The sequence below is a fragment of the Rhodococcus sp. P4_F3_2 genome (assembly GCF_056401335.1).
Map to the genome: position 1 here is coordinate 77,903 of NZ_JBFUJN010000003.1, position 22,185 is coordinate 100,087.

Sequence of the window (22,185 nt, forward strand, 5' to 3'; positions counted from 1 at the left end):
TTCACGAGTGGAAATCAGTGCAGTGGCGTGGTGCCCGGGTAGTCGAGTTCGACGAGGTCTTCACCGTGGGCGGTGAGGTCCTCCGCACCGAACTGGTAGACGGTCCGGAAAACGACGGGTTCCCATTCTTCGGTGTAGAAGTCCATCGTTTCGCGGAACCACTCCAACTGATCCTGTTGCTCGGACAGTAGAGAACCCGCACCTCGGATCACAACTACATATCCGGCGCCGAGTCCGAGTACGTCGTCGAGATCGCGCATGACATCGTCGAAAGCGTCTTTGTTGCGCCCGAAGTGGGACGGAAACTGGAAGGCTGCCGCGAACTCGTCGAAGACCTGCGCCGTTGTTCGCATGTTCTCTCCGCGAACCACCCGAACGACAAAATTCTCGCCACGAAGTTCACGTGCAAGATCATCCGCAACGGCCGGGTCGCTCTGCAGGGCCACCGAAGCCACATCCGAAGACGGATCCAGCCACTGCGCCACGCTGACCGTAGACGAGTCCGACATCAGCGAATCCTCACAAACGTGTCGTAGTGATCGAGGGTGTACCACGCCGAACCGTCGTTACCGGTGACGATTCGCTCGGCATCACGACCTTGGCCGTTTTTCTTCGCGTTGACGTCCCATTCCTGATAGACGACACGTCCGCCACCGGCACCGACAGCGGGCAGACGCCCTTCGCTGTTGCGGAAGGTGATGCCGCCCTTGGTGCCCGGCGCATTGGCGGAATCCGGCCACCGCCCGGCGTCGATCTCCACGAGCGTGGCGAGAACGCGCGTCGGCGCATCGCTGTTCGTCTGCTGCGTTGTCTTGACGGCGGAGCTGGAGGGCGCGGAGCTCGAGGGCACGGAACTCGACGGCGCGGCCTTGGTGGTAGCACCCGGCTTGGCTTGAACAGTCGAGGACTGGGCACTCGAGGACTTCGCAACCGACGACGCCGAACCGTCGGAGTCACGTGAAGAAAGGGTGACCGCCAGTACGAGCGCCACCACCGCCACCACGACGGTGATGATGGCGTTGCGCGTCTTTGCGCTCGGCATTTTCAGTCCTTCAGGCACGAGCGCTCCTACCGGTACGAGACGGTGACAGGCGCATGATCCGACCAACGGAGGTCGTAGGACTCAGCGCGTTCCACGATGGCAACCTTGGCCCGTTCGGCGTATCCGCGGGTGGCAACCTGGTAGTCGATACGCCAACCCGAATCGTTGTCGAATGCCTTGCCGCGGTACGACCACCACGAGTACGGACCGTCGACACCCGGATGGAGGGTGCGGAAGACATCGACCCACGCGGAATCTTCGGCGAACAGCAGATCCATCCAGGCGCGCTCCTCGGGGAGGAATCCCGAAGACTTCTTGTTGGTCTTCCAGTTCTTGAGGTCGAGTTCGGTGTGCGCGATGTTCCAATCGCCGCTGACCACCACGTGACGATCGGCAGCCTCGGCCGCCGCAGCGGTGGAGGCGAGGTGAACTGCGAAGGACGCCATGAACCGCTCCTTCTCCTCCTGCTTCGGCGTGAGCGCCTCACCGGAGGGCAGGTACAGGCTCGCGACGGTCAGATCCGCGAAGTCGGCTTCGATGTATCGACCGGCGTCGAGAAACTCGTCGTCGCCGTGACCGATCCGCACCGCGTCAGGTTCCGTGCGTGAAAGCACAGCGACTCCGTTGCGTCCCTTCGCGGACGGCTCGGCGGAGACGAGGAACCATCCGTTGCCGAGCGCTGGTTCGAGAGTCTCGCGAAGCTGATCGTCCGACGCACGCGTTTCCTGAAGGCAGATGAAATCCGCCGACGTCTTCTCCAGCCAATCGAGCATGCCCTTGCGGGCAGCTGCTCGAACGCCGTTGACGTTCACGGACGTGATGGTGTGGGGCGCAAGAATGTGGGAGTCAGCAGTTTGTGGCACGGCAAGCACCGTAGCCGATTCCACCGACGCGGATGGGCGCCCAGGTCAGCGCACGGCCCTACGCTGCAGAATCACCGCAACCGCCAGCACGACGAGACCCGCGACGGCCAGCAACGACCCAACCGCTGCCGGTGCGGTATACCCGTAACCGGCAGCGATGACGACGCCGCCGATCCATGCTCCGAAGGCATTGGCGATGTTCAGCGCGGCGTGATTGAGAGACGCAGCCAAGGTCTGAGCGTCCTCGGCGACATCCATCAACCGTGTTTGAAGGCCAGGAACCATCGAAGACCCGGCAAGCCCGATGAGGAAGACGAAGACAAGCGCCGTGTACGGATTGCGCACGGCGATCACGAAGACCGCGAGGATCACCACGAGGGATCCCATCGACAGGAACAAACCCTTCATCAGTGCGCGATCCGCGAGGTATCCACCGACGAAGTTGCCGGCGACCATGCCCAGTCCGTACAGCATGAGCGCCAGAGGAATGAACGAAGCACCGAGACCGGACACGTCGGTGAGCGTCGTACTGATGTAGGTGTAGACGGCAAACATCCCGCCGAATCCGACCATTCCCACGATCAGGGTCATCCACACCTGAACGCGGCCCAGCGCCCCGAGTTCGGTGATCGGATTCGTCACCGGCATACCGTCCAACCGCGGAATCCAGACGAACAGCGAAGCAACGGTTGCCACCCCGATCACGGCGACCAAGGCGAAGGCGCTGCGCCAGCCGAGTGCCTGGCCGATCCAGGCCGCGACCGGCACCCCGATCACATTGGCCACGGACAGACCCATCATCACCATCGCCACGGCCTTCGCGCGTTTACCTGGTTCGGCCAAATGAGCGGCGACCAGTGCGGCGACTCCGAAGTACGCGCCGTGCGGCAATCCAGCGACGAATCGAGCCATCATCAGCGTCGTGTACGAGGGCGCAAAGACCGAAGCGGCATTGCCGACGGTGAATGCGACCATGAGTGCGATCAACAGGGTGCGGCGCGGTACCCGTGCGGTGAGAGCAGCGATCAGCGGAGCACCGACGACAACCCCGAGCGCGTACGCCGAGATCACGTGACCAGCGATGGGTTCCGAGACGCCGAGCCCGGATGCCATTTCCGGGAGCAATCCCATGGCGACGAACTCGGTTGTGCCGATACCGAAACCGCCGAGGGCAAGAGCGAGCATCGCTGGACCTCTGGCGGAACGAACCCCGGGTGTCGAGGTGTCAGAACGGGAGAGGGTAGACGAAGTCACTGATCAATTGTGGTCTCACACCTGGTTGAACTTCCAAGTGAGAGCGGGTGAGTTCACTCACGTGAGACCGCGAACACAAATGGGACGCCCGGTTTCCCGGACGTCCCATCAGAAGGTGAAACAGTGAATCTACTTCGCGGCCATGGCCTTCTGCAGGTTCACGTCGAGTGCGCCGAGGAACTCCTCGGTGGTCAGGTAGCCCTGATCGCCGCCGACCAGCATCGAGAGGTCCTTGGTCATCTGGCCGCTTTCGACGGTCTTGATGACAACGTCTTCGAGCGCCTGCGCGAAGCCGATGACCTCAGGGGTGCTGTCGAGCTTGCCACGATGCTCGAGCCCGCGGGTCCACGCGAAGATGGACGCGATCGGGTTGGTCGAGGTGGGCTTGCCCTGCTGGTGCTGACGGTAGTGACGCGTCACGGTGCCGTGAGCAGCCTCTGCCTCACAGGTCCTTCCGTCCGGTGTCAGCAGAACCGACGTCATGAGGCCGAGCGAGCCGAAGCCCTGGGCCACGGTGTCGGACTGGACGTCGCCGTCGTAGTTCTTGCATGCCCAGACGTATCCACCCTCCCACTTGAGTGCGGAAGCGACCATGTCGTCGATGAGGCGGTGCTCGTAGGTCAGACCTGCGGCATCGAACTCAGCCTTGAACTCGGTCTCGTAGACGTGCTGGAAGATGTCCTTGAAGGCACCGTCGTACGCCTTGAGAATGGTGTTCTTGGTGGACAGGTACACCGGGTAGTTCTGCTGCAGTCCGTAGGTGAGCGACGCGCGAGCGAAGTCACGGATGGACGTGGTGAAGTTGTACTGCCCCTGGACGACGCCGCCCTCTTCGGGGAAGTTGACCAGTTCGTGCTCGATCGGTGCGCTGCCGTCCTCAGGCGTGTAGGTGATCATCACCTTGCCGGGGCCGGGGACCTTGAAGTCTGTGGCGCGGTACTGGTCGCCGAATGCGTGACGGCCGATGATGATCGGCTTGGTCCAGCCCGGAACGAGTCGCGGAACGTTGGAGATGATGATCGGTGCGCGGAAGATCGTGCCGCCGAGAATGTTGCGGATCGTTCCGTTCGGGGAACGCCACATCTTCTTGAGACCGAATTCCTCGACACGTGCCTCGTCCGGCGTGATCGTGGCGCATTTGACGCCGACGCCGTGCTTCTGGATCGCGTGCGCTGCGTCGATGGTGACCTGGTCGTCGGTCTCGTCGCGGTACTCGATACCGAGGTCGTAGTACTCGAGGTTCACATCGAGATACGGATGGATCAACTTGTCTTTGATGAACTGCCAGATAATGCGCGTCATCTCATCGCCGTCGAGTTCGACGACGGTGCCCTCAACCTTGATTTTGGACATGGGTGCTTCGCGTCCTCCTAGGAAGTTTCCCTGGTTACACGGTTGCGGTCACACTTTGTGAGTGGGTCCGCGAACGGTTCGATTATCAAACCTAGACGGTGTGGACTGATCTCGGGAGATGAGTCCCAAACAAGACAAGCGTACTGCTAACCCGTGAGGCCGCAACCGGCAGGTCCACCCATCGGTCTCTACTCGCGAGTAACTTTTGCCTGCTAGTGGGCTGCGTCGCTCTGTCTCGCGTGCGGTTGCGGCTCACAATTCGCCCCGCGTCAGGACTGCGCTCACTTCCCGGTAGAATCCGACTTGGTCATGAGTGCCAGCGTCAAGCCCCGGCTCGCTGGACGGCAACCCTCCAACCGCGGTGGGGTGCCCCGGGTGATGACCAGGTTTCCCGACGTGGATCTGCTCACGCAGTTCCACCGCAATTCGGGTGACAAGCGCGGGTCCGACAGGGACGGACCCCAGACCGGGCCGAGCCCCACGGAGGTAACTCAGTATGTGTCGCACTTGTAGATAGACCCCAGCACGGGGCGGCGATCCTTCGCCCCCGTCCGACATCTATCCGTCAGACCACTGGAGTGAACAAATCATGACCGACAACACAGCCGACGCCGCAGCAACTTCTGATCCGACCGCGAACTGGTCGTTCGAGACCAAGCAGGTGCACGCCGGGCAGACAGCGGACACCGCCACCAATGCGCGCGCTCTGCCGATCTACCAGACCACCAGCTACGTCTTCGACAGCACCGATCACGCTGCGGCACTGTTCGGCCTCGCCGAGCCTGGCAACATCTACACGCGGATCATGAATCCCACACAGGACGCCGTCGAGCAGCGCATCGCCGCCCTCGAAGGCGGAGTCGCCGCACTCCTCCTCTCCTCGGGTCAGGCTGCCGAAACCATCGCGATCCTCAACATTGCCGAAGCCGGCGACCACATCGTCTCGAGCCCGTACCTGTACGGCGGCACGTACAACCTCTTGCATTACACCCTTCGCAAGCTGGGCATCGAAGTCACCTTCGTCGAGGATCCCGACGATCTCGAGCAGTGGCGCGAAGCCATTCGCCCGAACACGAAGGCGTTCTACGGCGAGACGATCGCTAATCCCAAGAACCACATCCTCGACCTGCCCGGCATCTCGTCGCTGGCCCACGAGAACGGTCTTCCGTTGATCGTGGACAACACAGTCGCGACGCCGTACCTGCTCCGCCCACTCGAACACGGCGCCGACATCGTCGTTCACTCGGCCACCAAATACCTTGGCGGACACGGCACCGCGATCGCCGGCGTGATCGTCGACGGCGGCACCTTCGATTGGACGCAGGGTCGCCACACGAACTTCACGACGCCTGATCCCAGCTACCACGGCGTCACCTTCGCAGACCTCGGCGCGCCGGCGTTTGCACTCAAGGCGCGCGTCCAACTGCTGCGCGATCTCGGCTCCGCCGTGGCGCCGTTCAACGCGTTCCTCATCGCGCAGGGCATCGAAACCTTGAGCCTGCGCATCGAGCGTCACGTGTCCAATGCACAGAAGGTCGCCGAATTCCTCGACGGCCACGGCGAGGTGGCCTCCGTTTCCTACGCGGGACTCCCCTCCTCGCCATGGTTCGAACGCGGAAAGCAGCTGACGCCCAAGGGAACCGGCGCCATCGTCACCTTCGAGCTGCCCGGAGGTATCGATGCGGGCAAGACGTTCGTCAACGCTCTGACGCTGCACAGCCACGTCGCCAACATCGGCGACGTTCGCTCACTCGTCATCCACCCCGCCTCGACGACACACTCGCAGCTCACCCCCGAAGAGCAGCTCGCCTCCGGTGTCACACCCGGACTCGTTCGCCTCGCGGTCGGTATCGAAGGAATCGACGACATCATCGCCGATATCACCGTCGGCCTGGCTGCGGTGGCAAACTCGTGACCGTGAACGAATTGGAGCCCAGGATCGACCTCCTTCCCCCGCCCGACGGCCAGGTGGGGTTCGTCGACATCGGCGCCCTGGAACTCGAGAGCGGCGCGGTACTCCCCTCGGTTTCGCTCGCCGTTCAGCGGTGGGGTGAGCTGTCCCCGAACCGCGACAACGTCGTACTCGTCGAGCACGCACTGACCGGAGACTCACACGTCACCGGACCGATCTCCGCAAATCAGCCCTCCCCCGGTTGGTGGAACGGGATGGTCGGCGCCGGCGAACCGATCGACACCGGCGAATGGTGCGTCATCGCAACCAATGTCCTCGGTGGTTGTCGCGGCACGACCGGTCCCAGTTCGCTGGCCGACGACGGCAAGCCGTGGGGCAGCAGGTTCCCGGAGATCTCCATCCGGGATCAGATCGCGGCGGAGAAGAAGCTCGTCGATCTCCTCGGGATAGACCAGTTGGCCTCGGTAGTCGGCGGATCCATGGGCGGCATGCGCACCCTCGAATGGGCAGTTACCTACCCGGACAGCATTCGCTCCGCGTTGGTTCTCGCAACCGGTTCACGGGCCACCGCAGATCAGATCGGCACCCAGACGACGCAGATCGCTGCCATCGTCTCCGATCCGGATTGGCAGGGCGGTGACTACCACGGAACGGGGCGGGTACCTCGCGCCGGACTCGGCATCGCCCGTCGCATCGCGCACCTGACGTACCGCACCGAGTCCGAACTGGATGCGCGCTTCGAGAACTCCGCTCAGAACGACGAAAATCCTTGGAACGGTGGACGATACGCCGTCCAGAGTTACCTGGAACATCAGGCAGACAAGCTGGTCGACCGCTTCGACCCGAGCACGTACGTCCTCCTGACCGAGGCCATGAACCGGCACGACATCGGTCGTGGACGCGGCGGCGTTGTAGCGGCGTTGGCATCGATCACGGCGCCGGTCGTCGTGGGCGGCGTGGACTCGGATCGGCTGTATCCCCTTCGTTTGCAGGAGGAGATCGCGGACGGCATTTCGACGTGCACTGGCCTCGAGATTCTCAAGTCCAGAGACGGCCATGACGGCTTCCTGACGGAGGCGGACGCTGTCGCCGGACTGCTTCGCCGAACGATGGAGTTCGCACGCACGGCCCGCTGATCCGGCACAGAGGCACAATTTCAGGATCCGTCAATGTCGGGAAAACCACAGCTGATCTGCAGGTTTTCCCGACATTTTCATTGGCGTCCCTGAGCCGGCGCGGCTAGCATCGGCGAACGTGAATCAGCCATGCTCGACGCGCCTGCAGGCTACGTACATTCCCGAGCACATGTCCTTCGCGTTCTGGGGTGACACAGATCCGGCAGCGCGTCTGTCGGCGCTGGGGATGCCGACGGGATCGCCGGGCATCTGCCGGCTGGCGATCCCGGTCGACGAGTCGATCACAGCGACCGATGTCGAAGCGCAACTGCTCGACCTCGCCACCGCGATCGACGCCTTGCACACCCTCGATGCACGTCGCGACGACCTCGGACCGTCGTTGCTCGCATGGAAGCGCGTCATCGACACCGGCGCACATGACATTCCGACTGCAGCGCATGCCGCGATCGAGCGCGACGACACGAGAATCAGAAGCGCCCGGTCGACGGTGCAATTGTTCACGGAAGCGCGCGCGGCCATCGAGAGTCTTCGCCGAGCAAAGATTCAGGCGACATTGCGCCCGTATCAAGTGCACGGAGTTGCCTGGCTGACTGCACTGTCGGGTTCGGGCGGTGGAATCCTCGCCGACGAGATGGGTTTGGGCAAGACACTGCAAGCGATTTCGATGATCGCGATCCGCGCCGACGACGGTCCGCACCTGGTTGTGTGTCCCACCTCGGTGATAGGAAACTGGCGCCGCGAGATCGAGCGATTCGCTCCGCATCTGCCACTACACGTTCATCACGGGACTGCTCGCACACTTCCCACTCGTGTTCCTGCCGGCACCACGGTTCTGACCAGCTACAGCGTCTTGCGTTCCGACGCAGCACAATTGGCCCCGATCCATTGGAGTTCAGTGGTCTTCGACGAGGCACAACAGATCAAGAACCCCTCTTCGCTGGCAGCGAAAGCAGCAATGCAGTTGTCGGCCGACGTCAAGGTAGCGATGACCGGCACGCCGGTGGAGAACCGCCTCGAAGAATTGTGGTCGCTCTTTCGCGTCGCCAATCCCGAAGTCCTCGGAACTCGCGCACGGTTTCGTCAACGCTTTGCCGTACCGATCGAATCCGGTCGATCGGCCACCGCGGCGACCAGGCTTGCCGCGGTCATCGATCCGTTCATTCTGCGCAGAACCAAAGACACAGTGGCCAAGGATCTTCCGCCCAAGCAATTTTCCACCGTCTCGTGCACTCTGACGTCGGAACAGGCGCGCATCTATCGGTCTGCAGTTGCAGATGCTTTCGACACCGGTTTGGGTACGGGAATTGCCCGGCGCGGCAATATCCTTGCACTGCTGACCACCCTCAAGCAGGTATGCAATCATCCGGCGCAGGTCACCGGCGATACGGATGACCTCTACGGAAGATCCGGAAAGCTCGACCGCGCAACGGAAATGATCGCCGAGATCGTCGACGACGGCGATCGCGCGCTGATATTCACGCAGTACCGGACGATGGGCGAGATGCTCTCGCGGCACCTGGGCTCCGAGTTGGGAATCGGCGCAATCCCGTTCCTTCACGGCGGCCTGAACACCGACAAGCGCGACGCGATGGTCGACGCATTCCAGAACGACACGGATTCACCACCGGTTCTGATTCTGAGCTTGCGCGCCGCCGGCTTCGGCCTCAACCTCACGCGCGCAAGTCACGTCGTGCACTACGACCGGTGGTGGAACCCAGCCGTCGAGGATCAAGCAACCGACCGGGCACACCGCATCGGCCAGAAGCGCACCGTCAACGTCCACACCTTGGTGACGGGCGGTACCGTCGAGGATCACATCGCAGCGATGCACGAGTCCAAACGAGCTGTGGCCGATGCTGTTTCCGGGAACGTCGAGGCCGCCCTGGCTGATCTACCCGACACCGAACTGCGTGAACTCCTCGAACTCGACGGCGCGGTGATCATCTGATGGCCAACGAATTCGGTGTCACCGCTTGGGGTCGAGCATGGCTGCGCACAGTGGAGCGGACCGCGGCATCCGGTCCGAACCCGTCCCTGCCGACGGCTCGTACCCTCGCACGCAACGGTTCCGTGGAGTTCACCGTGGTCTCATCGGGGACCGTCGTCGCGGAGGTGAGCACCAAAGCAAAAACCTCGTCGGTGACAATTTCTGTCCCGCTCTGGACCAAATCCGAAATCGCCGCAGTGAAGAGCCTTCTCCGTTCGGCGGGAAAGGCCAACAGATCCGTCTCCACCGGCGAACTGCCGGACAGCATCGTCACCGAACTGCAGGCTCGAAATATCGCAGTAGCCGTTGATCTTTCGGAGTGCACTGCCAGCTGCGACTGCTCAGGTCGACGCTCGCCGTGCGTTCACCATCTCGCCGCGATCTACGCCCTGGCCGGGCGAATCGACGAGGAACCTGCACTTGCGGTGACGCTGCGAAGTGCACCGGTCAAGGCTGGAAAGAAGTCGACATCCACAGATTCACCGGAGTGGATCCCCTTGAGTGATATCGACATTCGCTCGTTCTACGGAGACTGATCTTCTCAGTCGGTGCCGAGCGGATCGATGGTCAGGGCGAGCGTCGCGATCAACACACCCATCACACCCATCGCCGCAGTGTCGAAGACCCTTCCACGCACCGCGAGCAACCCCACACGATTCTCGGGAACGAACCACCGAGCGGCAGCTCCGATGATGACGGCAACACCGAAGACGAGGGCGCCGCGACGCCACCGGTCGGCCAGCACGAGAACCACGGCCGCCGCGATCACGGCGAGGACCGCGAGCATGGGCAGATTCTTCTTCGCGAGGCCGACCAGTGAGGACATCGGACTCAGACTCCGGCCAGAACCCGCTCGGCGCGCTCGACCACGTTGGTGATCAGGAACGCGCGGGTCAGCGGTCCGACACCACCGGGATTGGGTGAGACGAAGCCGGCGACCTCGTTCACGTCGGCTGCCACGTCGCCGCGCAGGCCGTCGTCGGTGCGACTGACGCCGACGTCGAGGACCGCTGCCCCGGGCTTGACCATGTCTGCGGTGATGAGGCCGGGAACGCCGGCGGCAGCGACGATGATGTCGGCGCGGCGAACCTCGGCCGCGAGATCGCGGGTACCGGTGTGGCAGAGCGTGACCGTCGCGTTCTCGCTACGACGCGTCAGCAGCAATCCGATCGGACGACCGACCGTGACGCCGCGTCCGACAACCACCACGTGTGCACCGGCAATCGGGACCTCGTAGCGACGCAGAAGGTGGAGGATTCCACGTGGGGTGCACGGCAGCGGGGCTTCCTTGCCCAACACCAGTCGACCGAGGTTGACCGGATGCAAGCCGTCGGCATCCTTGTCGGGGTCGATACGCTCGAGGGCCGCGTTCTCGTCGAGGTGCTTGGGGAGCGGCAACTGCACGATGTAGCCCGTGCACTCGGGATTGGCATTGAGCTCGTCGATCGTCGCGTTGAGCTGTTCCTGCGTGATGTCGGCAGGCAGATCGCGTCGCAAAGAATTGATACCGACCTTGGCGCAGTCGTTGTGCTTGCCGCGCACGTAAGCCGCGGATCCCGGGTCGTCGCCCACCAGGATGGTGCCCAAGCCGGGTGTGATGCCCTCTGCCTTCAGAGCGCTCACCCGCACCTTCAGGTCTTCGAAGATTTCGTCGCGGGTAGCTTTGCCGTCGAGGATCGTTGCAGTCACGGCGACCATTGTTCCAGGTTAGGGTCGATGAGTGACAACGGCTCCGGAACTACGCGGCCCGAGGGTGCTCCTCTCCCCCGTCGCGCCCGATCATCACGCCCGTCTGCGGGCAATTCACCTGCACCCGGACGTCGTGCAGTGGTGGCAAAATCCCGACGACGACTGGCCTGCAGCGCCGGAGGCCGGCACCACGCGCTACAGCATCTTCTACGGCGACCGCCTGATCGGCTTCATCCAGTGGTACGAGGCGGAGGACAACCCCGACTTCCGCCACGCCGGGCTCGACTTGTTCCTCGATCCCGACTTTCACAGCCAAGGGTTCGGTCGCGAATCGATTCGGGTGCTGTGTGCCCACCTGATCGACGACCTCGCATTCCACCGTCTGGTCATCGACCCGGAAGTCGACAACTCCGTCGCCATCGCTTGCTACCGATCGGTGGGGTTCAAAGACGTCGGGGTGATGCGCGAGTACTCGCGAGATCGCCATGGTGTGTGGAAGGACGGACTGCTGATGGATCTGCTCGCACGGGAATTCATCCGCTGATCACAAGGTACGACCCGAAGGGACAGTCATCATGTTGCTGGACAAGGAATTCACGGCCACCTTGCAGAAGAGTGACGCCAAGGGTGGGTGGACCTACGTGATCTGGCCGGAGTCCGCCGAGTTCTTCGGCACCCGCGGCCTGGTCAAGGTACGCGGGACGATCGACGGACATCCGTTCCAGAGTTCGTTCATGGCGCTGGGAGACGGCAACCACAAGCTGCCGGTCAAAGCCGATCTTCGCAAGGCCATCGGCAAGGAGACCGGCGAGATGGTGACAGTGCGCCTCGAGGAGCGCGTGGAGAGCTAGGCGCCTCTACTTCATGTCTACGACAAGACCGTGCGCCGACGCATAAGCCACCGCCTGCATCAACTCGATCTGCGCGTTTCCGACGGATGCGGACGTCCACAGGCTCGGATCGATCCGCGCGCCGCGCAGATCTGCACCTTCGAGTTTGAGTCCACCCGTACGAGCACCGGACAGATCCGCCGACGCCAGCACCGCGCCCCGCATGTCGGCCCGAACCAGGTTCGCTTCACGGAATCGGCATGAGGTGAAGTCGATCTTCCTCAGGTCCGCCCCACCGAGTGAGGTCAACGAGAAGTCGACTTCGTCGAGCGTCAACGGCCGGATACGGCAACCGTCGAACGTCGACCCGAGCAGACTGCAGTTTCGGAACGTACTGTGCCACAGGCTGGTCCGAGCAAAATTGCAGGAGCGAAACGCCGTTCCCGTGTGCACGGACTCCCCCAGATCGGTGCCGGTGAAATCACAATCCGTGAACACCACCGACTCCGTCGTGAGTCCGGTGAGGTCGGCATCTCGGAAATTGCAATTGGTGAAAGTGCGCTGACGCCACTTCTGCCCGGCCAGCCGCGCGTCTGAATAGTCTTCGCCGACGACGTCGTCGGATTCTTCGGGGAGCATGCCGTCCATACTGCCCCGCCGCACCGACACCGCTTCGATCGCCTAGGTCTCGCAGGCCACGCCGTCACCGTCACGATCAAGCTTGGACGAATAGCCGGGATCGCCGCGGTAGATCGGGGCAGCACCAGCCGCTCGCACCGCTGAGCAGTTGGCGTAATACACCCCTGCATCAGGCACCTTTGCCGGCGGCGGAACGTACGCGGGTTCCGTTGTCTTCGGCGGGGTGTACGCCGGGGCGGGCGGAACGTACGGCGTAGTCGTGGTTACCGGAACCTGCGGAACCAGCGGCACGATTGCCACGGTTGTCGTCGTCGGTGGCGGCACGATCGTTGTCGTCGTCGGCAAGAGGGACGACGTCGTGGTCTTCGTCGTCGACGGGACCGTGCTTTTGGTTGTCGTCGCCGCCGCTGTCGTGGAAGAGGTCACAGCAGGCGTCGTTGATTCTTCCGACTTGCCCGCGCCCGTCGCCGCGGCGATGGCAACCAGCCCCACGACTGCTGCGCCGGCGATCCACGGCCACTTACGCCGCGTCTTGCCTTCCTCGGCGTTTGCGTCCGGCACCGGCGAACCGGGAGCACCGAAGACCTGGGTGGGAGTGCCGAAGGCTTGAGTGGGTGCGTCGACGCCCTTGGGCCGTGTCTGTGCAGTCCACTGCTGACCGTCCCAGTAACGGTCGATCGTGGGGTCGAAGGGGTCGGGGTTCCAACCGGCGGGAGGGTTCATCAAAATGTCCGTTCTGCGAAGAGTGCCGGAAATAGATTCGCACGGACTGGCCGGTTTGTTACCAATTCGCCCACACTTCCCGACCGGTCTTCTCACGGACGCGGGCACCGATACGACGCCCGGTACAGTTCCTCGAGTGTTCCGAGTGATGTTCCACGAGCCCCGCATCCCACCCAACACCGGAAACGCGATCCGCATGGTCGCGGGCACCGGTTGCGAACTCCACCTGGTCGGGCCTCTCGGGTTCGACTTGTCGGAGCCGAAACTCAAGCGCGCAGGCTTGGATTACCACGATCTGGCGACTGTCACGGTCCACGAGAACCTTGCTGCGGCGTGGGAAGCCGTCACGCCCGCGCGCGTGTTCGCCTTCACCGCGCACGCGACCACGTCCTATGCCGATATCGCCTACCAACCCGGCGACGTCCTGCTGTTCGGGCCCGAGCCCACCGGACTGTCCGAAGAGGTATTGGCGGACGAACACATCACCGAGCGCCTGCGTATCCCGATGCTTCCCGGACGCCGGTCCCTCAACCTGTCCAACGCTGCCGCCCTCGTGACGTACGAGGCGTGGCGTCAGCACGGGTTCAAGGGCGCCGTCTGATCGACGTCAGTAGACGTCTCGGACGTACCGCTTCTCGGCCGAGAGTGCCTTCACGTACGCCTCCGCACTACGAGGTGCCAGTTTTCCGTGTTGAGCGACCACCCCGTTGAGGGCACTGTCGACGTCCTTGGCCATCCGGTTGGCATCGCCGCAGACGTAGAAGTGGGCGCCCTTCTGCAACCACTCCCACAGCAGCGCACCGCGCTCACGCATCCGGTCCTGCACGTAGACCTTGTCGGCTTGATCCCGGGAAAATGCGAGGTCGAGTTCGGTGAGGAATCCGTCTTTCCGCAATTCTTCGATTTCTTCGCGGTAGTAGAAGTCGGTCGCGGCGTGCTGTTCCCCGAAGAACAGCCAGTTCGGGCCCGTGTGCCCCAATGCCCGACGCTCATGCAGGAAAGCACGGAACGGCGCGATGCCGGTTCCCGGACCGACCATGATCATCGGGGTTTCGGGATCGGACGGTGGCCGGAAATGGGTCGACTTCTGCACGAAGATGCCGATGTCATCATCGTGGGCGTGGTCTGCGAGGTAGGTCGAGCACACCCCACGCCGTGGGACACCCGCGACGTTGTAGCGCACCGCGGACACCGTCAGCTGCACTTCGCGTGGGTTCTCCTTCGGACTGGAAGATATCGAATACAGCCGCGGCTGAAGCGGTTTGAGGAGGGAGAGCCATTCGTCCGTCGAGGCACGAACGGGTGACTGCGCAAGTACGTCGACGGACTGTCGTCCCCACGACCAGTCTTTGAGCGTGGAGATGTTCTCCGGCTTCATCAACTCGGCGAGGTCCGCGTCGCGAGTTCGTTGATGCACGAACCGAATCATCTCGCTCGAGATTCGAGTGATCTCCAGGCGTTCGGTGAGCGCGGCACGCAGGGTCATATCGCCGTACTGCCCCAGTTCGACGACCTCCTCACCGTCGAGGCCGGTGAGGGTGAGCCACTCGTCGACAAACGGAGAGCTGTTTCGGGGCCAGACTCCGAGAGCGTCGCCAGCTTCGTAACTGACCGTGTCGTCCGGAAGGTGAAAGCCCAACTGCCGCACGTCTTTGGAAGAGCCTGGCCGGTTGAGCACGACATTGCGCGTCAAGGCTGTGGTCAGCGGCGCCTTCTTGTTGTACTGCAGCGGCGCCGACATCGCCGGTGAAATCGGCGTGGCCGCAACGGTTGTCCCAGAATTCTTCTTTGCAACGACGACGTCGGCCGTCTCACCAGCCGCCGAGCGCTGAAGTTCAGCCGTGACAGAGTCCAGCCAACCAGCAGCGGTGTCCTCGAAATCGGGCTCGCAGTCGGCGCGATCGACGATACGACTGGCCCCCAGTTCACCAAGGCGGGCGTCAAGCTTTCGTCCATGCCCACAGAAGTCGTCATAGTTCGAGTCACCGAAAGCGATGACTGCATACCGTGTCTCGGCCATGCGGGGCGCCGTGTCAGCAGCCAACGCATCCCAGAAACCGCTGCCGTTGTCCGGGGATTCGCCGTCACCGGAGGTACTGGTGATCAACAGGACCTCTCGGGTGGCCGCCAGGTCGGCGGCCGGGAACTCGTCCATTGCATGCATCACCACGGGCAAGCCAACTTCCCCAAGGCGAGCAGCGCAGGCGGCGGCAAATTCTTCCGCGTTTCCGGTCTGCGATGCCCAGAGCACCACGATCGGCGCGCGTTCTGTCGCAATGCTCGGAGCCGAGGACAACGCGGGCCCGTCGGTGTCAGGGAGCGAGGTTCGCGAGTACAGGCCGGCCAATACCCCGTCGACCCACATCCGCTTTTCGGCATCGAACGGCGCCGTCGACGGCAACGTCGGTACCCCGGCAGTGCGATCGGCGTCCGCACGCAACGCGGCGAGAAGACCGGCCAGGTAGCTCTGCTGGAGCGCATCGAATACCACTGCAGGTGTTCCTGTTTGACCGATGACATCCGCGAGGACATCGGTTCGCGACAAAGCCCGATCAGCTGGCGCGGAAGCCACCAGCGGCGCCTCGGCGAGCACTGTTTCAGGTGTGTTCACGGCGACCTTCGTCATAGTGACAGCACAGGCTTTGAACTCCGGTTGCTGCGAGGCTGGATCGATGGCGTCGTTGGTGACAGCGTTGATGGACAGATATTCGCCGAAGGCGTCGTTCCAGTGAAATGGGGCAAAGCAGTTCCCCGGACGCACTCGGTCGGTGATGACGGCGGGAAGCACAGCGCGACCGCGGCGTGAGGCAACCTCGATCGCATCCTGGTCGACGACGCCGAGCCTGGCGGCGTCGTCGGGATGGATCTCGACGAAGGGACCTGGGTTGAGTTTGTTCAGCTTGGCGACCTTGCCCGTCTTGGTCATGGTGTGCCACTGGTGCGCGAGACGACCGGTGTTGAGCAGGAATGGATAGTCGTCGTCGGGCATTTCGGCGGGAAGCATGTGCGGCCGTGCGAAGAACATCGCACGGCCAGTGGCGGTGGGAAATGCGAGCCGCGGAGTGCTGCCGTCCTCGCGGATCAGGAGCCTTTGACTGACACCGTTATTGACGTATCGGATGGGATGACGGTCCTGATCACTGTCTGGCGGGCACGGCCACTGGATTGATGTCTTGCGGAGGCGCTCGTAGGTGACGCCGCGTAAGTCGTAGCCGGTCTTCGGATTCCAGAACTGCTTGATCTCTTCGAACACCTCTTCGGCACAGGTGTAGGTGAACGCCTCGACATACCCCATCTCGCAGGCGATCCGGGCGATGATCTGCCAATCAGGCAGCGCCTGCCCGACCGGATCCAGTGCCTGCTGAAAGAGCGTCAGGTTGCGTTCGGAATTGATCATCACTCCGTCGGACTCTGTCCACAGTGAGGCGGGCAGCAGAACATCGGCGTATTCGTTGGTCTCGGTGCCCAGGAACGCATCCTGGGTGATGACGAGGTCAGCCTTCTCCAAGCCGTCGATAACGGTCTTTCGGTTGGCTACCGTTGCAACGGGATTGGTGCAGATGATCCAGCATGCCTTGATGTCACCCGCCGCCATGCGGGAGAACATGTCGATGGTGCCACCGCCGATGTCGGTGCGCAGCGAGCCTTGCGGGATCCCCCACCTCTCCTCTACGAATTCGCGATCGGCGTCGACCATCACTGCACGCTGGCCGGGCAAACCTGGACCCATGTAGCCCATTTCACGCCCACCCATGGCGTTCGGCTGCCCGGTCAGCGAGAACGGACCGCTGCCGGGCTTGCAGATCGCACCGGTCGCAAGGTGAAGGTTGCAGATGGCGTTGGTGTTCCACGTGCCGTGGGTGCTCTGGTTCAAACCCATTGTCCAACAGCTCATCCAGTTTGCAGCCTCACCGATCCACTGCGCTGCAGTGCGGATGTCGGCTTCGGGGATACCGGTGATCTCACTGACCTTCTCCGGGGTGTACTCCGCGAGGAAACTGGGCATCACCTCCCAGCCTTCGGTGAAGTCGGCGATGAAGTCAGGGTCGGTGTGGCCGTTCACGACGAGCAGGTGGAGTAGTCCGTTGAGTAGCGCGAGATCGGTGCCGGGAGCGATCTGCAGGAACAAGTTCGCCTTGTCGGCGGTGGCACTGCGTCGAGGGTCGACGACGATCAACTTCGCGCCTGCCTTGATCCGCTCCTGCATCCGCAGAAAGAGGATCGGATGGCAGTCCGCCATGTTCGCGCCGGTCACGAAGAACACGTCGGCGTGTTCGAAGTCCTGATAGGAACCGGGCGGTCCGTCGGCCCCGAGAGACTGTTTGTAGCCGGTGCCGGCACTCGCCATGCACAACCGGGAATTCGATTCGATCTGATTGGTCCCGATGAATCCCTTGGCCAGCTTGTTCGACAAGTACTGGGCTTCGAGAGACATCTGCCCGGACACGTACAACGCAAATGCGTCGGGGCCGTGCTCGTCGATGATTGCCCGTAGACGCTGGGCGGTGTCAGTGATGACGGCGTCCATGTCCGCGGCTTCGATCGCATCCCCTCGGCGCGGACGGCGATATGCAGAGTCCATTCGCCCTGGACCTGCGAGCATGTCTGCGGTCGTGGCCCCTTTGGTGCACAGACGCCCGAAGTTGGTGGGATGTGTCTTCAGACCGGAAGACTTCGCAGCCTTCCGGCGTCCCGTCTCCGGATCGGTGATGATGTCGAGGACAAGACCACAGCCGACCCCGCAGTACGCGCAGAGTGTGTCGACACTGGTGGTGGTGAGTTGAGCGCCCATCGATTCATGCATCCCTTCGACCGAGGATCAAGGTCGACTTCTATCTTCGGATGCAGTTGTTTCGGGAGTTCATGCTCGATGTTGCGTATCAATCACTCTTTCCTCACCGCGCCCTTCGGACCGATGTGCGGTCCCGGAACCGGCGGTCGTCGACGGGCAGCGATACGCGAATGCCCAGTTCTACGCCCTGCCGCCGAATCGAGCAATGTAGTGCCAGACCTTTTTGACGTCCTGCGGATCGAAGGACGCGCTCCGTGCGAGCCCCAGTACGGCAGGCGTCAGTCGCCTGCCGCGGGCAATTTCTCGGGCAAGGTCGACGACGGTCGCTCCCCGGTATTCGGGATGTTCGGCTATCTCTTCGACATCGACCGCGTAACCGTCGTGCCACAGCACCGGGCACGTGAGTGAGTGGGCGATCTCTTCGATCCGTGTGCCGCGGTAACTCGGGTCCAGGACGAGTGCCTCGACGTCCGTTCCGATGTCGACGACGCCGTGGACGTGCGCCTCGATGTAGTGGTCGAGCGGATCGTCGAACTCGGCGGCTCCGGCGGCGCCGACCAAGCTCATCGCTTCGGCCGTTCCGAAGAGATCAGGCTCGAAGACGCTGTCCGGAAAGCAGAAGGTGGTGCGGTCGAGTGTGTGCTCGGCAAGCCGGAAGTAGGACGAGCCGAACCGAGGGGATGCCCCGTACGGATCGGCGGAGAAGTTCAACGATCCGTATTTCGGCCGTTCCGACGGCTCTCGCTCGTCGTAAGCCCCGCCGAATATCCGACTCTCCCAACGCCAACGGTCGCCGCCGTGATGCGCTGTCAGTCCGCCGTTGCTGGTACGAGTCTCGAACTGGGTCACGTAGGTGCCTTGACGTGCGATCGAGGCCAGTGTCAGACCACGTTCAGACGGGAGGTCTGGATGAAAGTGCAACGTCACCCGGTGATTTCGATCCACCTGGTCACCCTTCGAGAGACCGCGCACGTGCGCAATCGCGGCAGACGAGGGAGTGGAATCAACAGGCATTCGTCCATTATCCGGACACGGAAGCAGCGCCGGTGAAGAAGTCGACCAGTGAATACGGTGCGCCTTCACCGAGGCAGAGATCAAGGATCACGTGCGAGTCAGCGGCCTCGGATGCACTGCGCACGAACATCGCTTCCTCGTAACCGCTCAGTGCCGCTTCGATGTCGTCCGGGTGCGCGGCGATCGCCCTTCCCAGTTCGGCGCCGTCGAACATGGCCAAGTTCGCACCCTCACCGGACGGAGCCATCAGATGTGCCGCGTCACCGAGGAGTGTGACCCCAGGCACGCGATCCCATCGGTGCTCGTCGGGAAGTGCATGGATCGCGCGCGGAATCGGCGCGGTTTCGCCGTCTGTGATCAGCGCAGTGAGTTCCGTTGCCCAACCGTCGAACTCGGCCGCGACCCGCGCTGTCGCAGCAGCGGCGTCGGTGAAATCGATACCGGCAAACCACTCCGCCGTATGGTTCAGCTGGACGTAGGTGTGCACGATGTCCCCCGCCTCTCGATGCGCGGCGATCGCTTTTCCGGGTGCGGGCGCGTACATCGCCCCGCCACCGACTGCCTCGGCTGCAGCCGAATGCTTTTCGTCGACGTCGTACAGATACGTCTCGATGAACGTCGTGCCGACGTATTCGGGCTTCGCATCGGAGAGCAACGGGCGAATCTTCGACCAGGCACCGTCGGCGCCGACGAGGAGGTCGGTAGTCACCGTCGAACCGTCGGCAAAGGTCAGTTCGTGTCGGCCGTCAGCGCGCTCGTCGGCAGTGTTCCGTGAGCCGAGCGAGCGGACACTGTCGACCTTGCGTCCCCATTCGATCGTGCCGTCCGGAAGGGATTCGAGCAGGATCCGTCGGAGGTCTCCGCGCAGCACTTCAGGACGGACTCCCGTGCCGTCATCGGGTTCGTCGAGGAGTACAGCGGCGTGTTGATCGAGTACGCGCGACGCGGCACCGCCCTCGTGGATGACCGCGCGGAACTCGTCGATGAGGCCGGCAGCGTCGAGCGCCGCCTGACCGTTGTGTTCATGGATGTCGAGTTGGCCGCCCTGCGTGCGAGCTTCTGCCGACGGTTCCGCCTCGTAGATCTTCGACGGAATTCCGTGAACGTGGAGGACGCGCGCGAGGGTCAGACCGCCGAGGCCCGCCCCGATGATCGTTATCGAGTTGCTCATGTTCGTTTCCTTTCAGGCTTCTATTGGAACGTCGTTCCACTGACCATCTTGGAACGGCGTTCCAGATATGTCAAGATGGTGCGCATGGCAACCAGGAATCAGCGGACCGAGCGACGTACGGACGCGCTCTCGAAGGAGCGAATCGTCGAGGCTGCGATCGAGATCCTCGACGACGAGGGCGAAGCTGCGCTGACATTTCGCGCACTCTCCGCACGCCTGGCAACAGGTAGCGGGGCGATTTACTGGCACGTTGCCAACAAGAGCGAACTGCTCGCCGCGGCGACCGACGACGTCATCGCCCGCGTGACCACCGAAGGAACCGAAAGCGCAACCCCACGGGAGGCGATCCGGATCATCACTCTCGGTGTGTTCGACGCGATCGACGCGCACCCGTGGGTCGGCACCCAACTCTCTCGCGAGCCGTGGCAATCAGCGGTGATGCAGATCTTCGAGAGTCTGGGAGGGCAACTCCAAGCACTCGGCGTTCCCCAATCGGCACAGTTCGATTGTGCGTCCGCACTCCTGAACTACGTGCTCGGCCTCGCCGGACAGTATGCCGCGGGGGCCCGCCTCCTCCCCCGCGAGACAGATCGGTCCGCCTTCCTCGCCACCGTCGCGCAGCGGTGGGAAGAACTCGATTCCGCGGAGTACCCGTTCCTCAATCAGGTGACGGCGCAATTGCGCGACCACGACGACCGAGAACAGTTTCTGGCAGGCATCGATCTCATCCTCGCGGGGATCGACACCGTCCGATAGCAGCCGTTCCCGTCAACCGCAGCCGTCAACGCGAATGAACAGCGGTGTTGGAGCCGAGCGCTATGTCGAGGAAATCTCTTGCCGCACCGCGCAATCCGCGATCGGGATCCCAGACGGCTTGGAGTCGCCTCGGCATCCGCAAGCCGTCGACGTTGACCGCGACCAGTCGGCCGTCCGTCAGGTCGGCAGCAACGGCCAACGACGACAGAACGGCGGGCGCGTTGCCTGCCACCACCGCAGCCTTGACTGCGGTGCACGAGGTGAGCTCGAGCAACGGCGGCACACAATCGGGAACAGCATTCTCGAGCGTCAGACGCGTCCCTGACCCTGACTCGCGCTGAATCAGCGGCGTGCGTGCGAGGTCCGCAACCGGAACAGGCACACCATTGGCCCAGTCGTGTCCCGGCGGCACAACCACGACGAGGTGATCACGCGCCACCTCGCACGACGCGAGCGCCGACGGCACATCCGGACCTTCGACGAATCCGATATCGGCCTGGCCTGCCTGCACTTGAGCAGAGACATCCGAGGAATTGTGCAAGCTCACCGACGCCACGACGTTGGGGAACTTGTGCCGCATCGCGACCGTCCATCCGGGAACCAGATACTCGGCGATGGTCATGCTGGCGGCAACTGTGACGGCAGCGTCGCGTTCACCGCGAAGTGCGGCAACTCCCGATGCCATTTCCTCGGCACTGACGAGGATGTGACTTGCCCACTCGAGAATCAGACCGCCCTCGGCGGTGGGACGAACACCGGTCGCCGCTCGATCGAAAACCTTGATTCCGAGCTGCCGTTCGACCGAACGCACCCGGGCGCTGACCGCTTGCTGACTGAGTCCGTGCTCCCGGCCGGCAGCGCCCATGCTGCCTAGACGCCCTACGGAAAGCAGGACGTCGAGGGCACTGAGTTCCGGCACCCGAGGAGACAACGACATAGACCAAGATTAGACCCACAAGGCGAGATTGTGGGCATTCAAGGACAACCGGCCTACCGGTACGAACCGGATGAGACGACAGTGAAA

Annotated in this window: 21 protein-coding genes and 1 riboswitch; of the genes, 8 read left to right on the forward strand and 13 right to left on the reverse strand. The window is 63.0% G+C overall.

Features of this window, described 5'->3' with window-relative positions:
* Positions 1–14: 14 nt before the first annotated feature.
* The 5 genes from AC1DWA_RS04375 to AC1DWA_RS04395 all read right to left on the reverse strand — a co-directional run bounded on the left by AC1DWA_RS04375 (position 15) and on the right by AC1DWA_RS04395 (position 4,512).
* Entirely contained in the window at positions 15–509 is a 495-nt protein-coding gene (locus AC1DWA_RS04375; RefSeq protein ID WP_046378292.1) for a barstar family protein, read from the reverse strand.
* Positions 509–1,042 carry a guanyl-specific ribonuclease gene (locus AC1DWA_RS04380; protein WP_477846118.1) on the reverse strand — a complete coding sequence of 178 codons (534 nt, stop codon included), beginning with the start codon at positions 1,040–1,042 and terminating at the stop codon, positions 509–511. Before AC1DWA_RS04380 ends, AC1DWA_RS04375 begins: the two co-directional genes overlap by 1 nt.
* A gap of 26 nt (positions 1,043–1,068) precedes the next feature.
* Positions 1,069–1,914 (reverse strand): exodeoxyribonuclease III, encoded by an 846-nt coding sequence (locus AC1DWA_RS04385; RefSeq protein ID WP_080909703.1) that lies wholly within the window; start codon positions 1,912–1,914, stop codon positions 1,069–1,071.
* A 36-nt stretch (positions 1,915–1,950) separates the two neighbouring features.
* A complete protein-coding gene (locus AC1DWA_RS04390; RefSeq protein ID WP_021332495.1) occupies positions 1,951–3,159 on the reverse strand; it encodes an MFS transporter in 1,209 nt (402 codons plus the stop codon).
* A gap of 129 nt (positions 3,160–3,288) precedes the next feature.
* Positions 3,289–4,512 (reverse strand): NADP-dependent isocitrate dehydrogenase, encoded by a 1,224-nt coding sequence (locus tag AC1DWA_RS04395; RefSeq protein ID WP_019747659.1) that lies wholly within the window; start codon positions 4,510–4,512, stop codon positions 3,289–3,291.
* Between the two features lie 305 nt (positions 4,513–4,817).
* Positions 4,818–4,958, forward strand: a riboswitch (SAM riboswitch).
* Positions 4,959–5,101: 143 nt separating this feature from the next.
* Here AC1DWA_RS04395 and AC1DWA_RS04400 point away from each other — a divergent pair.
* The 4 genes from AC1DWA_RS04400 to AC1DWA_RS04415 all read left to right on the forward strand — a co-directional run bounded on the left by AC1DWA_RS04400 (position 5,102) and on the right by AC1DWA_RS04415 (position 10,083).
* Positions 5,102–6,427 (forward strand): bifunctional o-acetylhomoserine/o-acetylserine sulfhydrylase, encoded by a 1,326-nt coding sequence (locus AC1DWA_RS04400; protein ID WP_477846089.1) that lies wholly within the window; start codon positions 5,102–5,104, stop codon positions 6,425–6,427.
* Positions 6,424–7,560, forward strand: coding sequence for a homoserine O-acetyltransferase MetX (gene metX, locus AC1DWA_RS04405; protein WP_080909701.1), 1,137 nt, complete (start codon positions 6,424–6,426; stop codon positions 7,558–7,560). Before AC1DWA_RS04400 ends, metX begins: the two co-directional genes overlap by 4 nt.
* A gap of 118 nt (positions 7,561–7,678) precedes the next feature.
* Positions 7,679–9,508, forward strand: coding sequence for a DEAD/DEAH box helicase (locus AC1DWA_RS04410; RefSeq protein WP_241896052.1), 1,830 nt, complete (start codon positions 7,679–7,681; stop codon positions 9,506–9,508).
* Positions 9,508–10,083 carry an SWIM zinc finger family protein gene (locus tag AC1DWA_RS04415; RefSeq protein WP_020969123.1) on the forward strand — a complete coding sequence of 192 codons (576 nt, stop codon included), beginning with the start codon at positions 9,508–9,510 and terminating at the stop codon, positions 10,081–10,083. The genes AC1DWA_RS04410 and AC1DWA_RS04415 overlap by 1 nt, the downstream gene beginning before the upstream one ends.
* A 5-nt stretch (positions 10,084–10,088) precedes the next feature.
* Here the strand turns inward: AC1DWA_RS04415 and AC1DWA_RS04420 are convergent, their stop codons facing one another.
* Both AC1DWA_RS04420 and AC1DWA_RS04425 read right to left on the reverse strand, forming a co-directional pair.
* Positions 10,089–10,373 (reverse strand): DUF3017 domain-containing protein, encoded by a 285-nt coding sequence (locus AC1DWA_RS04420; RefSeq protein WP_003940740.1) that lies wholly within the window; start codon positions 10,371–10,373, stop codon positions 10,089–10,091.
* A gap of 5 nt (positions 10,374–10,378) precedes the next feature.
* Complete coding sequence (locus tag AC1DWA_RS04425; RefSeq protein ID WP_007727401.1) at positions 10,379–11,236, reverse strand: bifunctional methylenetetrahydrofolate dehydrogenase/methenyltetrahydrofolate cyclohydrolase; 858 nt, start codon at positions 11,234–11,236, stop codon at positions 10,379–10,381.
* Between the two features lie 64 nt (positions 11,237–11,300).
* Between AC1DWA_RS04425 and AC1DWA_RS04430 the strand changes: the two genes are divergently transcribed.
* Entirely contained in the window at positions 11,301–11,780 is a 480-nt protein-coding gene (locus tag AC1DWA_RS04430) for a GNAT family N-acetyltransferase (RefSeq protein ID WP_081328952.1), read from the forward strand.
* Positions 11,781–11,811: 31 nt separating this feature from the next.
* Positions 11,812–12,087: a DUF1905 domain-containing protein gene (locus AC1DWA_RS04435; protein ID WP_020969121.1), complete on the forward strand. Its 276-nt coding sequence runs from the start codon at positions 11,812–11,814 to the stop codon at positions 12,085–12,087.
* Between the two features lie 6 nt (positions 12,088–12,093).
* On the opposite strand, the gene AC1DWA_RS04440 is transcribed toward AC1DWA_RS04435, so the two are convergent.
* Positions 12,094–12,714: a pentapeptide repeat-containing protein gene (locus tag AC1DWA_RS04440; RefSeq protein ID WP_003940770.1), complete on the reverse strand. Its 621-nt coding sequence runs from the start codon at positions 12,712–12,714 to the stop codon at positions 12,094–12,096.
* Positions 12,715–12,747: 33 nt separating this feature from the next.
* Complete coding sequence (locus AC1DWA_RS04445) at positions 12,748–13,428, reverse strand: excalibur calcium-binding domain-containing protein (protein WP_020969120.1); 681 nt, start codon at positions 13,426–13,428, stop codon at positions 12,748–12,750.
* A gap of 136 nt (positions 13,429–13,564) precedes the next feature.
* Here AC1DWA_RS04445 and AC1DWA_RS04450 point away from each other — a divergent pair, with 136 nt between their 5' ends.
* Positions 13,565–14,029, forward strand: coding sequence for a tRNA (cytidine(34)-2'-O)-methyltransferase (locus AC1DWA_RS04450; RefSeq protein ID WP_019747649.1), 465 nt, complete (start codon positions 13,565–13,567; stop codon positions 14,027–14,029).
* A gap of 6 nt (positions 14,030–14,035) precedes the next feature.
* Here AC1DWA_RS04450 and AC1DWA_RS04455 read toward each other — a convergent pair whose 3' ends face one another.
* From AC1DWA_RS04455 to AC1DWA_RS04465, 3 genes are all read right to left on the reverse strand, one after another.
* Positions 14,036–18,220 (reverse strand): bifunctional nitrate reductase/sulfite reductase flavoprotein subunit alpha, encoded by a 4,185-nt coding sequence (locus tag AC1DWA_RS04455; RefSeq protein WP_069146063.1) that lies wholly within the window; start codon positions 18,218–18,220, stop codon positions 14,036–14,038.
* 180 nt (positions 18,221–18,400) lie between these two features.
* Positions 18,401–19,234 (reverse strand): DUF3626 domain-containing protein, encoded by an 834-nt coding sequence (locus AC1DWA_RS04460; RefSeq protein WP_477846090.1) that lies wholly within the window; start codon positions 19,232–19,234, stop codon positions 18,401–18,403.
* Positions 19,235–19,241: 7 nt separating this feature from the next.
* On the reverse strand, positions 19,242–20,405 hold the full coding sequence (locus AC1DWA_RS04465) for an FAD-dependent oxidoreductase (RefSeq protein WP_477846091.1): 1,164 nt from the start codon (positions 20,403–20,405) through the stop codon (positions 19,242–19,244).
* 75 nt (positions 20,406–20,480) lie between these two features.
* Here AC1DWA_RS04465 and AC1DWA_RS04470 point away from each other — a divergent pair, with 75 nt between their 5' ends.
* A complete protein-coding gene (locus AC1DWA_RS04470; RefSeq protein WP_141487872.1) occupies positions 20,481–21,161 on the forward strand; it encodes a TetR/AcrR family transcriptional regulator in 681 nt (226 codons plus the stop codon).
* 25 nt (positions 21,162–21,186) lie between these two features.
* On the opposite strand, the gene AC1DWA_RS04475 is transcribed toward AC1DWA_RS04470, so the two are convergent.
* Positions 21,187–22,098: a LysR family transcriptional regulator gene (locus AC1DWA_RS04475; protein WP_019747644.1), complete on the reverse strand. Its 912-nt coding sequence runs from the start codon at positions 22,096–22,098 to the stop codon at positions 21,187–21,189.
* Positions 22,099–22,185: the final 87 nt, after the last annotated feature.